The sequence below is a fragment of the Pseudomonas fluorescens group sp. PF-1 genome (genome assembly GCF_054481335.1).
Genome location: NZ_JBTMNG010000002.1, coordinates 2,196,994 through 2,211,640, shown reverse-complemented (window position 1 = coordinate 2,211,640; position 14,647 = coordinate 2,196,994). Strand labels below are relative to the sequence as shown.

Here is a 14,647-nt window from a genome sequence, read left to right as displayed (position 1 = left end):
ATGAAACATAACAAACTAGAAGACATGGTAAAAGGATGGTTCGTGGGCGGTTTTACACCGACCGCCTTGGATACTCAAGCTTGTGAAGTAGCGATCAAACGCTACTCAAAAGGTGAGTCCGAAGGTAGCCATTATCATAAAATCGCGACTGAAGTTACAGTGATTGTTGAAGGCTCCGTGAGAATGTGCGGAAAAGAGTGGCACTCTGGAGATATCATAACTATTAACCCTGGAGAAAAAACTGACTTCCTGGCACTTACTGACACTCTTACAGTCGTGGTCAAACATCCAGGTGCACTAAATGATAAATACCTTGCGGACTAACTGAGCATACAATGACTAAGACTTGCATAATCGACGTAGGGGCTAATGGAGGAGACTTTCTTTTTCAAGTTGCAGCCCGCTCTCCCTCTGTTACAGTAATAGGCATAGAACCCATTCCTGAACTGTACGACCAGCTTGCGATAAAAAAAGACGCGCTGAACCTATCAAACATCGCACTCCTTAAGAAAGCAATCAACACAACCGAAGGTAACGCAAAGTTCCATGTTGCGAGACACGCAGACTGGGGCGTCTCCAGTTTATTAGATTTTGATAGTGATAATATTTCAAAAAATGAATATTGGGCTCAGCGGTCCGATTTATATTTCGAGGACGAAATAGAGGTTGAAATTACACGATTAGATAAATTTTTAATCGGAGCTGGATTCAGCCACATTGACTTTATCAAAATTGACGCACAAGGCGTTGATATCAAGGTGCTTGAATCACTTGGCGACTTACTGAAAAACGTAGACGCTGGGATGTTAGAGGCACCTACAACCCGTGGGACTGCGCTCTATTCCAACGAACCAACACTTAAAGATGTCTTAGACTTCTTAGAAAAAAACGGGTTTGAACCATATGCAATAAAACCTAACGACCCGGCTTGTGCGGAAGTAAATGTTTTCTTCAATCGTGTAGGCTTAGACTGGCAAGAAATTGAAAACCGCCTAAACTTACGCGGAATACCAATTTACGATGGCAAGCATTATTGGCACGCTCCCTCCGCATCTGCAATTACTCCATCTAAAACTCCGGATATTTCATCTGCCGAGAACTCCGCGGCTTGGGCAAGAGTTGCACATTGGCACGCTCAGGCTACCTACTTTAGTGAGATAGCAGAAACGCTATCCTTAGAATTAAAAGGTAAATCCTTGGGCTTGAGCGAACTCAACCATTCAAAGAGCTCCCATTCTCAAGATACCACAAGCGAATATAGCAACTTAGCACGTGAAAATAACAGTTTGAAATCCCAAATCGACGCCATTCATAAATCTACAAGTTGGAGAGTCACAGGCTTTCTCCGAGCACTAAGAAAACTTATCTGACATATAGGTGCATTACAAAAAATGTTTGACTCAAAATTACTGAGAGAAATATGTGACGCCAAAGCGGTGTTTTGGGCTGGCCAATTCTCTCCAACCAGTTCATTCACATCCTCGACACGTATTTTTGATGAAAAATACGATTTTCGCCAGCCGTCGAGTGACCACGGATCATACAGTGCTGTTTACCTGACAGAAATTGATCTTGGTATTGTAAAACAATGGCCAATAATTCTCGACGAAGCGCTAAGGCTATTGGCACACGACCAAAAAACCTTACTTTTCATAAGATTCTCCCAGAGCCACTTGCTAAGTATATTCGCATTAAGTGCTTTCCTCCGAAAAAAGAAAGATTTTAACATCCGCCTAAACTATCAAGACCAAGATCAGGACGGTACAGTCATTTATAGTTTGGAATGCCATAGAACTCCCCTTACTCCATCGCTTTCTACATTTGAATTTGCGCTAATTACAAATGGACTGAGACCAGCCCAAGTCAGGAGCTTCGTCGATAGCGTAGCCAACATAAGAGGCATAGATAATATTACCTGGAGCATTGCCATATGTGGTCCAGCAGAGTTCCGCTACCAGACGGAGGCACTATCAAACCGCATCCGTTATATTGTAGAGCCATCGCAACACACAGCTAAAGGGTGGATAACTCGAAAAAAAAATCTAATAGTTGAGACTTCCTCTTCCGAAAACTTGCTGGTAGCACACGATAGATACGAAATACCCGAAAACTTTCTCGACGCGATGTTCGAATATGGCCCAGATTTTTCGGTGTTAGTACCGGCGCAAATAGACCAAGAGGGTAAACGCTTCCCAGACTGGGTATCTATTGGTAGTCAATGGTCGTGGGCCCCATGTGGGATGCTCGATTATGGAGATTACAACCCCAACATATACATCAATGGCGGCGTTATAATCAGCAAAAAAAACGTATTAATTGATACGCCTTGGAACGATCTGTTATTTTGGAATCAAGGTGAAGATGTAGAGCTATCAAGATGCCTTGCAGACGACGGGATCATCCCTCGCCTATCCAGAATAGTCACACTTACAGTAACGGACGCGCGCCCAGGTTACACATTCGACTTTGCAAGCTTACCTTCAATTAATAACGCATATGTTTCGCCTCATGGAAGCCCCTTATCTAGTCAGTTTAATATGGGTGTATTCTGTGCAGACACTAGTGTTGATCTAAAATACGCATCAGCTGACCGATTAGCTATACTTGGTATCACTGCGAGTAAGGATTATTTTTCGTACACATCGGAAGGGCTCATCCCAAAACGAAACATTGTAGATATCGCTTTCGGGGTAAAACCCACAAACAAAAAAGACTTTAAACTATCGCTAAACATGAAAGGACAACTAGAGTCAAGCGATATCGAGTTGTATATTAATGGAAAACCCGTCGCATTTGCGTGCTCCAAGGACGATTATAACTCCGTATGTATCTCTTTATCCGTAGCACTAGCTGATTATAAAAACTGTAGAAATATTTTTTTAACATTAAACTCTAACAAAAATTACATCCTGCTCAGCATACAGTCTATTAATAACGAAGAACGCCCAAACTATCCGATTTTATTTTCCGACAAAGAAACTCCACATTCTGCGTTAGGAGTTGGGTGGTCTGCACAAGAGTCCTGGGGAGTTTGGTCTGATGGTCCGAATTCCGATCTATACCTTCCAATACCTGAATCAGAAATCATCTCTGATATTGAATTTACCATTAAAGCGAACGCTTATGCACCAAGAACAATAGAATCGCAGCTAATTGGCGTAAGATGCAACGGTATAGCGATTACACTTTTGAAAATAAAAAAAAATAAACGTCCAAAAAAAATCAAAATCCGAATTCCAAGTGCCATAATTCATAATAGAAAAATAGCGCACCTTCAACTCAGCATTCAGCACCCATCCTCGCCTGCAGAAGAAGGTGTATCAACTGACAATCGAAGACTTGGGCTTGGACTAGTGAGTGTAAATGTAAAGAAAATTAGATCAATCTAAAAACCAACATTAACTAAATCTCACTGCGAAACTATTACATGAATAGCAAATCAGCCTTATTGATCGTCGAGAAAAACTTCAACGAAATTCACGTAGGTGTAAGAAGAGTAATACACTACTACTGGCAGTTACTAATTCGCGAAGGATACAACATAACTCTTGCTGCACCTATTAATGGCAAGCTTTCCTCATGCAGTCAGCCCATTGCAGATGCCCTGATGCGAAAAGAGGAGTTCAGTAGCGACAAACCAAAGCCAACTTGGACATCAAATTCCTTGAGCTTTGAAATTGAGAACGAGAAAACGGCTTCAAGCATTCAAAACCATACGCATAACATATGGAATTCCGATCAAAACATATCACCTAAGAAGTACTCCATATCGATCATCACCAACCCATGGATGTGTTCAGATGTAGATGGTCCGCCAAAAGAAAAATACTCAATTGGCATAGTTTATGACATGGTGCCCAACTTACTTTCCATTGGGGCGCTTCGAATGCCTCGCCTTTTGAATACCTACGAATTCGCCCATAAACACAGCGCCGGATATGACTTTTACCTGGAAAACGTTCAAAACATTGTGTGCATCAGTGAAAGTACTAAAAGAGACTTTCTGAGCTTTTATGGCAAAAGAACCGACACACATGTTACGGCATCCATCCCATTTAAAGACTTTGGGGATGGGGTTATTAAGGGCTCGACATCTAATACTGTCTTACTTCTAAACGCACTCGACTATAGAAAAAACTTTACAGCCGCTGTGGCCGCCATCAAAATAGCCAGTAAAAAAATTCCACTTAATTTAATTGTAGTGGGCAAAGAACGTATGCCCATTAAGGATGTTGAAGAATTTCTAAAGGAAATTTCGTCAACCTGCGAAGCAGTTGAATGGTTTAGATCACCGAACGACCTACAACTAGAAGAGTTGATGTCCAGATCAAAAATTCTATTTTTCCCATCATTCTACGAAGGACTAGGGCTTCCTATCTTAGAAGCACAAGCCAAAGGATTACCCGTCATATCTTCAAATAGTTCCTCATGTAAAGAAATCAATCTTAACCAAAACTTAACTGCGGATCCTTACGATCACACTAAATTCGCAAACCTGTTAGAGAGTGTCATAAATGGCACTGAAACAATACTTACCGGTGAGCTTCTACGCTCGGCTCAAATAGATTATTTAAGCGCGCACACTAATTTAAAAGCCCTATAAGTTCATTATTATCGCGACACCTAAGTAACTAAGCGCAAGCATTATTATCATTTAACACAAAATAGAAGCTTGCGATCCAAAGCTACTCAATATCAAATTATCAAGGTGCGTACTGCAAACAACGAACGCACCTAAATTTTCCCTACTCACAAAACCACCCCATACCAAGATCCACAAACACTCATTTTTATCAATAAAATACGAACCCTTTAATTCCAAAAAAGGATACTCCAATCTATACAGAAGGCGTATTTCTCACTGACGGAGAATTATTGCTGGCGGCTCTTGGCCGACATATATACCGACGACTAAAATTGACTCATGAGAATATATATTCACCCAATTATTTACTTGGCACCTGCACAGCGAAAGTTCGTTGAAGAGCAAAATATCCAAGCAAAGGTAAAATGGTAGAGTTGCATTAACAAACTTTACGATATTAACGGTGTAAGGTAAGCGCTCCATGAACCCCACATTTTAAAGGTGGGGATCTATGGCTATCTTGGCATTTGCGGTGTGCAGTTCCACGGCAGCAAGGCCTCGAAGTCTTCTACGCTCGAGGCTTGTGGCAGGCGCTCAAGTGCGTGGCGCAGCCACGCATAGGGCTCTTGGCCGTTGGCTTTAGCCGTCTCGACCAAGCTATAAAGTTGAGCGCTGGCCATCGCACCTTTGGGCGTGTCGCTGAACAGCCAATTCTTGCGCCCGATCACGAAGGGCCGGATCGCACGCTCGGCCGCATTGTTGTCGATCGGCAAGTAACCGGCTTCGGTGTAGCGCACCAACTTGATCCAGTTGCTGGCCAGGTAGCTGATGGCTTTGCCCAGTGCATTTTGCGCCGTCACTTGTGGCTGGGTTTTCTCCAACCATGTTTGCAACTGGGCCAACACCGGCAGGCTGTTTTGCTGTCGACTTTCGTGGCGATGTTCATCGCCGACTTCTTTTAAATCTCGCTCGATACCGTATAGCTTGTTGATCAGATTCAGGGCGATATCGGCACGCCCGGTTTTACCTTTAGGTTGCACCTTTTGCGCCTCGACAAACTTGCGTCGCGCATGTGCCCAACAGCCTAAACGTTCGACACCGGACCGCGCGCCCAAGGCGTTATAACCAGCGTAATCATCGGTCATCAGGTAGCCGCGATAACCTTCGAGCAGGCGCGACGGAACCTCCTGCGCCCGGCTGATCGAGTAGTCAAAAAGGATCACAGGCTGATTCGGTGGCCCGCCGGTTTGCACCCACATCCAGGATTGGCTGGTTGGCTCTCGATCTGGCTCTTTCATCACCTGTACACGCGTTTCGTCGCAGTGGATGACGCGACTTTCCAGCAGTCGATCCCGCATCAAGTTGAGCAAGGGTTGCAGGTGTTCGCCGCACTGGATAACCCAGCGCGCCAAGGTCTGGCGTGGAATATCGACGCCGTGGCGACCGAGTACTTTTTCGAAGCGGTGCAGTGGCAGGCCATCGACGTATTTGGTCGTCAGCAACATCGCCAACACGCTGGGGCTGGCCATGCTCTTTTCAATCAGTTGAGCAGGCTTGTCTGCTGTAACCGGGGCGGTTTCGCAATCGCGGCAACCGTAGATTTTACGGACATGTTTGATCACGCGGATTTGCATCGGCACGATCTCGAGTTGCTCGCTGATTTCCTCGCCAATGCTGTGTTTACGGCAACCGCAGGCGCAAGTTAGTTCGTGATCTGGCAGTTCGTGAATGACTTCGATACGCGGAAGATCGGCAGGCAGAGGCTTGCCTTTGCCCCGTCGCTTGGTCGGAGCGACGACCTCTTCGTCAGCCGGTTCGTCGACAGACTCGGCCACGCTTTCAGCCTCGTTGAACAAGGCCATTTGCGGGGTCGCGGGATCGGCTGTCTGCTCTGACTTGCGTCCGAAAAGGCGCTGACGCAACAGCGCGTTTTCTTCTTCAAGATGAACGATCTTGCCCTTATCCGACTCGCGCTCACTGAGTATTTGCTCAAGCAGTTGCTTGAGCAAAACAGGGTCGTCAGGAAGGTCTTTGGGCATGGAAATCATGCCCTGGATTATACCGAATCAGGCGACGAATCGAGGCGTCAAAACTTGATGCGGACGGTTGCGCCACAAATCAAAACCGTCCAATAACCAGTTGAGTTCTTGAACCGTCAGCACGACGGCTTCATCCGCACAATCCGGCGATGTTTTGAAGCGCTCGGATTCCAGGCGCTTTAGCCAAAGGCAAAAGCCGTTGCGCTCCCAATACAAAATCTTCACTCGGTTTCGAGGCTTGTTGAGGAACACGAAAAGCACCGGGTCAAACACCGCTACCTTGATGTCCAGTTCGACCAGAGCGGCGAGGCCGTCGATGGATTTTCGGAAGTCGACGGGCTTGGGGTAGAGATAGACTTTTTCGACTTTTGCGTCGGGACGCATCATGAGGTACTGGCTCCGGAAAGGAATCGGGAGCACAGCATCGGGGATCAGGTGGTGATTTTTAATGTGGGGTAATGAGATGGTCACCCCCGACACCCTGCGAGGGCTACGCTTTCGCAGGGTGTTTTATTTTCGGAGGCCATCTTCATGAGCGAATTAGTGCGGGTCGGTATCGATCTCGGCAAACACAGTTTTCACCTGCACGGCCAGGACAAATCGGGTCGAGAGGTGTTTCGCAAGAGGCTCTCACGGCAGCAGATGATGAGGTTCTTCGGCAATCTCCCTGCATGCACCGTAGTGATGGAGGCCTGTGCTGGTGCACATTTCGTCGCTCGCGAACTGATGATCATGGGGCATCAAGCCAAGCTGATTTCACCGCAGTTCGTTCGGCCCTTCGTCAAAGGCAACAAAAACGATTTCGTCGATGCCGAGGCGATTTGTGAAGCCGCGTCGCGCCCGTCGATGCGCTTTGTCTCGCCCAAAACCGAGGCCCAGCAGACGCTTTCCGTATTGCATCGTCTGCGTGAGTCGCTGGTGCGCGACCGCACCAAAACAGCCAACCAGATGCACGGCTTCTTGCTGGAGTTTGGCATCAGTCTGCCAAGAGGGCTGGCCATCATGAAACGCCTGTCCAGTGTCCTGGCCGAACATGAACTCCCTGTTCGATTGACGGTGCTGTTGCAACGGCTGCACGATCACTTCGTCTACCTGGACGAGCAGATCAAGGCGCTGGATAAAGAGCTGGCAGGCCAACTGGCCGACGATGATCTGGGCAGTCGTTTACTGAGCCTGCCGTGTGTCGGGCCGATCACCGCCAGCCTGCTGGCTGTGGAAATGGGTGACGGCCAACAGTATGGATGCAGTCGCGACTTCGCCGCGTCTGTTGGCCTGGTGCCCAGACAGTACAGCACGGGCGGCAAGGCGAATTTGCTCGGGATCAGTAAGCGCGGTGACAAGAATCTCAGGCGACTGTTGGTTCAGTGCGCCAGGGTTTACATGCAGCGGCTGGAACACCAGAAAGGGGCTCTGGCCGATTGGGTGCGCTCGCTACTGATGCGACGGCATTCCAATGTGGTGGCCTGCGCCCTGGCGAACAAGCTGGCGCGGATCGCCTGGGCGATAGCGGCCCACCATAGCGAGTTTGAAACAGGGCCAGACACCTTGAGTGCCTGACCCTGCGGTTGTTGCAATACCACGATTTACCTTTCAGGTTTTGCGATAGCTGAATAACGAATGACGTGAACGGCCCTCCGGCCTGGCGAAGAACCTGATCCATAAACCGGCTATATGAAGCCGCTGGGGTTTTTAGGATCGTCAGGCGCGACTCTCATCGTGGCGCGGGGCATGCCCCAGATAGACGCCGGATAGATTTAAGCAAGCCAACCACTTCACCCGCTAATCAGTATTGCAAAAACGGGGGTGACCATAGATTTATGGAGCGCTTACGCTGCCTTGCGGTTACTGTCCTTACAATAAACGATCTTCGACTTTTCCGAATGCATGGTCAGCTTGCAAGTTTCCAAGCGTTCCTTGATGGCCTTCATGACCTCACTCGCTTGCCTCTCGCTGCAGCAGTGAACCACCGCATCGTCGGCATAGCGTGCAAACGGACATCCCGGATACCCTAAGCATTGGTATCAAGACAGCGTGTTGACCGGGAATTACGCTCTCATGGACGCTAAACTAATGAGTCAATTACGTAGAAAGGGAGATCTGCCCCTACCCAACGATAACTTGCGCATAATATTAATCTAGTACATCTATATTATATCGCACCATCCAACTCAGACTTTTTTGAGAGCTTACTCGCTTGCATAATTCTTTTTCCGATGTTTGCTACAGGCACTTCAACATACCGATTCACAAAATAAGATAGCACGATCACAACTAATACAAAAAACAGGAACGTAGCAACATTATACGTTGGCAAATAAAACTTTACAGCAACCGCCACTGCCATGTGACACGCATACATAGAATACGAAAGTTTACCTAAGAACTGTAAAACAACCCCTTTCATGAAAGTAAAATACTCTTGAAAATGCAACAAACAACAAAACACAAAAAACGCTAGCATCCAACTAGGCGCTCCCTTCTCAACTGAAACATAAATAGGAAATGGTGCAATACTAAGGACCAATACTATACAGATTAATCCAGGAACAAACTGCCCATAAGATATGACCCGGGAATAATGCATCCAATATAGCCACCCAATAAAGAGCATAGGAAGTGTAGAAGCCAAGACCCCAAAGTTGGTAGCCCATTGATATTGGGGATGAAATGGCATCAAGTGAAAACGACCAATCGCTAAAAACACTGAGACGAGAAAGAAAATTGCAAAAACATCAAATTTGAATTTTGACGCCAAGTAATAGGCAGCACCGACTATCAAATAAAATTTAATTTCAATAGCCAAAGTCCAAAAAATTGGCTCAACTAAAAAATCGTTCGGTATAAAATCTGAACCAAACAAACTTATAGTTAAAAGATAGTTCTCAATGTCTAAATGACGAGCATCCCCTGTGACATATTCGGATAAAATCCGAAGCGTTGCTGCAACAACCACTACTGATACAATCTAAATACCCGCCGAACGAAAAAATCAACTGAGCTACTTGTAGTCGCGCTTGCAGCAACAACAAATCCACTTGTTATAAAAAACAACCCCACCGCAAAGCTACCCATAAAACTTGCCCAGTAGTGAGTATGACTGCCTTCTGCCACCCCCATTACTGCTATAAAATAATGATCAATAACCACAAGCAACGCAGCAATGCCGCGAGCCCCATCGAGTGATTTAATCCGTTCCAACGATCGCCCCCTCAAAACTTCATAGATTGTTATTTAAGTGGTCTTTTACGAACTTACTTAGTTAGCACTAGCCAATTTAATTTATTAAACCCTTGAGCTGTTCCGCACTTTCTCGCCATGTCTGCAATGGCATATTACCAGATATAGGGTGCTGCCCTTGGGCATACAATTCCTTCCAGCTTTTTAAAGCCAGCATCAACGCCTCAGGTTCATAACCACTAAAATAGAAAGCTTGATCGCCCGCGATTTCACGATGCAAGAATATGTCGCGTGCGATTACCGGAAGATTGCAGCGTGCAGCTTCCATCAACTCCATCCCGAAGCGCTCACCTTCCGAAGTTACGATTAAGCAGGTGCTAGCCGCTTGAATTTTCGAGTAAAACTCATCACTAACATTCCTTAGCCAAATACAGTCACAACCTGAATCAGATATTTCCTTAGAAATTGCCTCGTCGGTAGATTGCCCAATTCTACTCACCAAAATCAAAAGCGCTGAATCGCCCTCATTCCGAAGAAGTTTAAACGCATTCAGAGTCTGCACGACCGCCTTAGCAGAATCATTGTTTAGCGTTTTCAGAAAGCTGGTATTTGTTGATATCTTCTGCAATATTTCTTCATCCGAAGAAGTCATGCACTCATTCGCGGCAATATTTTCAGTGTCGGAGCCAAGGTTAAAATAACCAATCTTAAGTGCACGACTCTTAGGCGGAGCATTTACCTCTAACCAACTAGTGAGTTCTAACGACACAGTCTTCGAAATGCAAAAAACCCCATCCATATAGCGCGATAATGCGAGACGTCCAAGCCCTGTAGATAAAACGTTTTCTGGAAACACACTGGATTTCAGTAATGGCTCAAGTTCATATAGTACAAAATAGATACTAACCCCTATTCGCCGCAGATACTGATAATACGAGGCTTGTTTGGCTTGTACGTTGTGTTGGACGTCCAAACCAAGAAATATGTCACCTTGAAAAACGTCTATATAACCACCCTCTAAATTACTAGACGAAGAATCAAACTCATTGAGGTATTTATTCGTATATCGATAGCCAAAATCATCAGCAGTGGCGTAAACCGGCTTTACTACATAACCAAGCAGAGGATTAGCAACAAGCTCTAGCAGTATTCGTCTAACTATATATGAAACGCCAGTGCAACCATTGCTATTAACCAAGCCTGATACGTCTACTAACAATTGTTTCATCGGCGCTGGAGTATTGGATGCAATGGCTTGTGAGATACGTCTGATCTCTGTATCAGACATAACGGGTCCAAGACGCGCAACCTCATCAAGCAACCAGCATCTACGATCTGCCTCGTTAGAGAATTCTTTGTATTTGCCTGCTTGTTTGGCATTTAATTCATACCATCGTTCAAAAGCACGAATTGTGAGTTGCGCACTATTCTCCCAGGTAAAGCTTCTTGCTTGAACTACACCATTTTCTTTTAGGGATTGAAGGAACAGCGGGTCACCGAGCACCTGAAGTATCTTGTCAGCAATCGCTTGTTCTGAATATGGATCAAACAGTGCCTCCTTATTCCCAATAACTTCTGGGACACTTGTTGTGCTAGATCCAATTGCCGCTGCACCACAAGCCATCGCCTCCAGCACAGGGAGACCGAACCCTTCATGCAGCGATGGAAATACATATAATGCGCATTGATTGTAAAATTGCACCAATTCTTCGTCAGATACTCGACCAGTTATAATGACATCTTCAAAAGAAAGCTTAGATTTCAGTACATGTTGTTCAAAGCGATAGCGATGATCATCTGGTAAGCCGCCCACTAGAACCAGTTGATATTCTTCACGAACTCTATTTGGCAATAGTGCATAAGCACTGATTAGCCCCATATGATTTTTACGGTCATCTGTAGCACCAGAGTACATTATGTACTTGTCACGAACGCCATATTTATCATTCAGTTTCCGTGTAGAGCTTTCAGAATATGTAACAGGCTTAAAAATATCGTCAACAGCTGCTGAGATATTTACGATTTGCTCTCGTGAAAGATCTAAGTATTGGAGTGCTTCCTCTCGAGAAGACTCTGAAATGGCGAGCATCAGTTCAGCACGATTGAGGTGGGAAATTTTTTCGCGATATAACCTTTCAAAACCCGGATTGGGCGCAAAATAGACGTCGCTTTTGATGAGAGGGATCAAATCATAAAAGGTAACAGCCGTCGGAACCTTGAAAGGTGCCCTACCTATACTATGTACGGCATCATCCCCAAAACCCTCCATCAGACTCGTTACATGTACAATATCTGGTTCTAGGCTTGCTAAAAACTCCTCCCGAATCAACTCCGCAATATCTTTCCTAAACTCATTTGAAGGATCAAAGGCGTGGACAGGGCCGATACTGTTCCAAACCTTGATATTTTCTTGGGGAAGCAGACCATCGAATACATCGCGAATGGAGTCTATTGTTTCTGGAAACAAGCCATTAAGCGCAAGAATTACTTCGTGCTCCCCACGAAGTTCAACCATTGCGGCTGCGAGTGCCATTGTGTAACGCCCGATACCCCGAAAACGGCTTCCGGTCTGAGCACCCTGCATATCAATCACTATGCGCATTAACGACTTTCCTGTTCAGACATACGGCTTTTTATTTCGGTATAGATATCTCGTGCCATCGGCGACAATGGAATGTGCCCAAGCAAAAACTCATTGGATAAATCCCCTACCCCTCCATTTCGGTCAAATCTACCAGCCGATTTACCTTGAGCATGTGACAACAGTCCACGCCGGAAAGCGAACATCCGCAAGTTATGGTATGCATTAGGGAACCGGGCAAATACTTTCTTTGCAGCAGTAACCGACACGGGGCTTTTAATCATCGTTTTTATCAAAACAATCAAAACACCTCGGGCACCTCTAGCCAACTTGTGGCGGAGCTTAATCAACACCGCTCCTTTAATAGAAGGTGAACTTACTGATAACGAAGGTTGCGGAATAGCTGCTCCTAGCAACTTGCGTCGCTTCCCAAGACTACTCTCAAAAAAAATATCGGAACCGTTGGATGCGGCCTCATGAGTTACCGAAATTCCTCGGCGGGCAACTGTCAGATTCTCGGACTCGGCTGAGTGGAACCTACATGACTCTAGTTCCGATCTGGCTCTAACAAGCATCGTTTCTGCGGCGATAGCCCGCTGCTCTAGCTCGGCTAAGGATTTTGATTGTTCCTTGATTAGGGAGAGTGCAGCCTGCAACTCGAGATTTTCCGAATTATCCACGGTCTTTTTCCAAAAAATTAATAACTACATCTCTCGCTTCGAATTAATACATACATTATAGTAATTTTGCGATGCCCAAGTAGCGAGGGTGGTTGGGGCCGGCAAAACTCAGTAATTTCGATCGACACCGTAAAGCAGCACTGCAAAACTCAGATTTACTGGAGACTCAGCACCAGTAAAAATTTATAATTCACCCAAAAATATCAGTACCTCAAGTTCTGCAACTCGCTCCCCTACCAACTCAGCACTTGCTCGGCTTTCCACATTCAGGCGTAGTAACGGCTCGGTATTTGAAGACCTTAGATTAAAACGCCAATCAGCAAACTCAAGACTTACGCCATCAGTTCTATCGATTAATGCGTTCTCAAGAGAATAATGATCAACTATCCGCTCTAAAATTGGGAAGACACAATCCACTTTGTAATTTATTTCTCCACTACACGGGAATGCACTAATCCGCTCATCGACCAACTCTGCAAGCGTCTTTCCGGAAGCTGTCATCAACGCAGCCACCAACAACCACGGAATCATCCCGCTATCGCAATACGCAAAATCGCGGAAGTAGTGGTGAGCGCTCATCTCCCCGCCATACACCGCATCTTCCTCGCGCATGCGTTCCTTGATGAACGCATGTCCGGTTTTGCTCTGAACGGCGATACCACCCGCCTGCTCCACCTGCTCGATCGTGTTCCAGGTCAGGCGCGGGTCGTGGATGATCTTGCTGCCAGGGTGTTGTTTCAGCAGCATCTCGGCCAACAGACCGACGAGGTAATAGCCTTCGATGAACCGACCATCGGCGTCGAAGAAGAAGCATCGATCGAAGTCACCGTCCCAGGCCAGGCCCATGTCGCACTGATTGGCCAGCAGCGCCTGACGAGTCAGTTCGCGGTTCTCGGGCAGCAGCGGATTGGGCACGCCATTGGGAAAATGGCCATCGGGCTCTTCGTTGATGAATACCCACTGCAGCGGCAGCCGCGCCGCCAGTGCTTGAAGCACGGGGCCGGCAGCGCCGTTGCCCGGATCAGCGAGGATCTTGAGGGGTTTCAAGGCGCTCACGTCGACGTATGTGAGCAAATGGTCGATGTAGGGAGTTTTGTCGAACGCTTGACGAACCCTTCCTTGTTCTGCGGCGACGGTACCTAGGTCACCATGATCGACACGCTGGCGGATGGCGTCGAGACCCGTGTCACCACTGATAGGGCGAGACTCGGCCTTGACGAGTTTCATGCCGTTGTAACCCTTGGGATTGTGGCTGGCGGTGATCATCACACCGCCATCGACCTTGTAGTGACTGGTCGCGAAGTAGACTTCCTCGGTGCCACACAGCCCGATATCGATGACATCGGCTCCTGCCTCAGTAATGCCACGTATCAGCGCTGCCGCTAGAGGCGGACTTTCGAGCCTCATGTCCTGGCCGACTACGAAGGTATTTCCCTGCAATTCGACCACGAGCGAGCGACCTATGCGGTAGGCGATATCTTCATTGAGTTGAGCGGGGACCTGACCACGAATGTCATATGCTTTGAAGCATTGCGTCACGATAGGAGGATACATTCTACTCACTAGCTGAAATGTCCAATGCCGC

General features: G+C 46.6%; 12 protein-coding genes and 1 pseudogene. 5 read left to right on the top strand and 8 right to left on the bottom strand.

Features of this window, described 5'->3' with window-relative positions; genetic code table 11:
- The 4 genes from ACX3YD_RS24985 to ACX3YD_RS24970 are packed head-to-tail and all read left to right on the top strand — an operon-like array spanning position 1 to position 4,603.
- Positions 1–324: a cupin domain-containing protein gene (locus tag ACX3YD_RS24985; RefSeq protein ID WP_458961293.1), complete on the top strand. Its 324-nt coding sequence runs from the start codon at positions 1–3 to the stop codon at positions 322–324.
- An 11-nt stretch (positions 325–335) separates the two neighbouring features.
- Positions 336–1,370, top strand: a complete 1,035-nt coding sequence (locus tag ACX3YD_RS24980; RefSeq protein WP_458961292.1) for an FkbM family methyltransferase — start codon at positions 336–338, stop codon at positions 1,368–1,370.
- 21 nt (positions 1,371–1,391) lie between these two features.
- Positions 1,392–3,389, top strand: a complete 1,998-nt coding sequence (locus tag ACX3YD_RS24975) for a DUF7024 domain-containing protein (protein ID WP_458961291.1) — start codon at positions 1,392–1,394, stop codon at positions 3,387–3,389.
- Between the two features lie 38 nt (positions 3,390–3,427).
- On the top strand, positions 3,428–4,603 hold the full coding sequence (locus ACX3YD_RS24970) for a glycosyltransferase (RefSeq protein WP_458961290.1): 1,176 nt from the start codon (positions 3,428–3,430) through the stop codon (positions 4,601–4,603).
- A 497-nt stretch (positions 4,604–5,100) separates the two neighbouring features.
- Here ACX3YD_RS24970 and tnpC read toward each other — a convergent pair whose 3' ends face one another.
- Both tnpC and tnpB read right to left on the bottom strand, forming a co-directional pair.
- Positions 5,101–6,633, bottom strand: a complete 1,533-nt coding sequence (tnpC, locus tag ACX3YD_RS24965) for an IS66 family transposase (RefSeq protein ID WP_458961289.1) — start codon at positions 6,631–6,633, stop codon at positions 5,101–5,103.
- An 18-nt stretch (positions 6,634–6,651) separates the two neighbouring features.
- On the bottom strand, positions 6,652–7,011 hold the full coding sequence (gene tnpB, locus ACX3YD_RS24960; protein ID WP_458961288.1) for an IS66 family insertion sequence element accessory protein TnpB: 360 nt from the start codon (positions 7,009–7,011) through the stop codon (positions 6,652–6,654).
- Positions 7,012–7,155: 144 nt separating this feature from the next.
- Between tnpB and ACX3YD_RS24955 the strand changes: the two genes are divergently transcribed.
- A complete protein-coding gene (locus ACX3YD_RS24955) occupies positions 7,156–8,181 on the top strand; it encodes an IS110 family RNA-guided transposase (RefSeq protein ID WP_458961287.1) in 1,026 nt (341 codons plus the stop codon).
- 272 nt (positions 8,182–8,453) lie between these two features.
- Here the strand turns inward: ACX3YD_RS24955 and ACX3YD_RS24950 are convergent.
- From ACX3YD_RS24950 to ACX3YD_RS24925, 6 genes and pseudogenes are all read right to left on the bottom strand, one after another.
- Positions 8,454–8,630 (bottom strand): annotated as a pseudogene (locus tag ACX3YD_RS24950) (reverse transcriptase domain-containing protein); the annotation flags it as partial.
- 143 nt (positions 8,631–8,773) lie between these two features.
- On the bottom strand, positions 8,774–9,577 hold the full coding sequence (locus tag ACX3YD_RS24945; RefSeq protein WP_458961286.1) for an acyltransferase family protein: 804 nt from the start codon (positions 9,575–9,577) through the stop codon (positions 8,774–8,776).
- Positions 9,577–9,822, bottom strand: a complete 246-nt coding sequence (locus tag ACX3YD_RS24940) for an acyltransferase family protein (protein WP_458961285.1) — start codon at positions 9,820–9,822, stop codon at positions 9,577–9,579. The genes ACX3YD_RS24945 and ACX3YD_RS24940 overlap by 1 nt, the downstream gene beginning before the upstream one ends.
- Before the next feature lie 76 nt (positions 9,823–9,898).
- A complete protein-coding gene (locus ACX3YD_RS24935) occupies positions 9,899–12,403 on the bottom strand; it encodes a glycosyltransferase (protein WP_458961284.1) in 2,505 nt (834 codons plus the stop codon).
- Complete coding sequence (locus ACX3YD_RS24930; protein WP_458961283.1) at positions 12,403–13,062, bottom strand: hypothetical protein; 660 nt, start codon at positions 13,060–13,062, stop codon at positions 12,403–12,405. The genes ACX3YD_RS24935 and ACX3YD_RS24930 overlap by 1 nt, the downstream gene beginning before the upstream one ends.
- A 183-nt stretch (positions 13,063–13,245) precedes the next feature.
- On the bottom strand, positions 13,246–14,616 hold the full coding sequence (locus ACX3YD_RS24925) for a phosphohexomutase domain-containing protein (protein WP_458961282.1): 1,371 nt from the start codon (positions 14,614–14,616) through the stop codon (positions 13,246–13,248).
- Positions 14,617–14,647: the final 31 nt, after the last annotated feature.

What these genes read in the sequence shown, in the direction of transcription:
- ACX3YD_RS24955 (WP_458961287.1), top strand. Translation starts at nt 7,156, where the DNA reads ATGAGCGAATTAGTGCGGGTCGGTATCGATCTCGGCAAACACAGTTTT.
- tnpC (WP_458961289.1), bottom strand. Translation starts at nt 6,633, where the DNA reads ATGATTTCCATGCCCAAAGACCTTCCTGACGACCCTGTTTTGCTCAAG.
- tnpB (WP_458961288.1), bottom strand. Translation starts at nt 7,011, where the DNA reads ATGATGCGTCCCGACGCAAAAGTCGAAAAAGTCTATCTCTACCCCAAG.
- ACX3YD_RS24980 (WP_458961292.1), top strand. Translation starts at nt 336, where the DNA reads ATGACTAAGACTTGCATAATCGACGTAGGGGCTAATGGAGGAGACTTT.
- ACX3YD_RS24970 (WP_458961290.1), top strand. Translation starts at nt 3,428, where the DNA reads ATGAATAGCAAATCAGCCTTATTGATCGTCGAGAAAAACTTCAACGAA.
- ACX3YD_RS24985 (WP_458961293.1), top strand. Translation starts at nt 1, where the DNA reads ATGAAACATAACAAACTAGAAGACATGGTAAAAGGATGGTTCGTGGGC.
- ACX3YD_RS24935 (WP_458961284.1), bottom strand. Translation starts at nt 12,403, where the DNA reads ATGCGCATAGTGATTGATATGCAGGGTGCTCAGACCGGAAGCCGTTTT.
- ACX3YD_RS24975 (WP_458961291.1), top strand. Translation starts at nt 1,392, where the DNA reads ATGTTTGACTCAAAATTACTGAGAGAAATATGTGACGCCAAAGCGGTG.
- ACX3YD_RS24925 (WP_458961282.1), bottom strand. Translation starts at nt 14,616, where the DNA reads ATGTATCCTCCTATCGTGACGCAATGCTTCAAAGCATATGACATTCGT.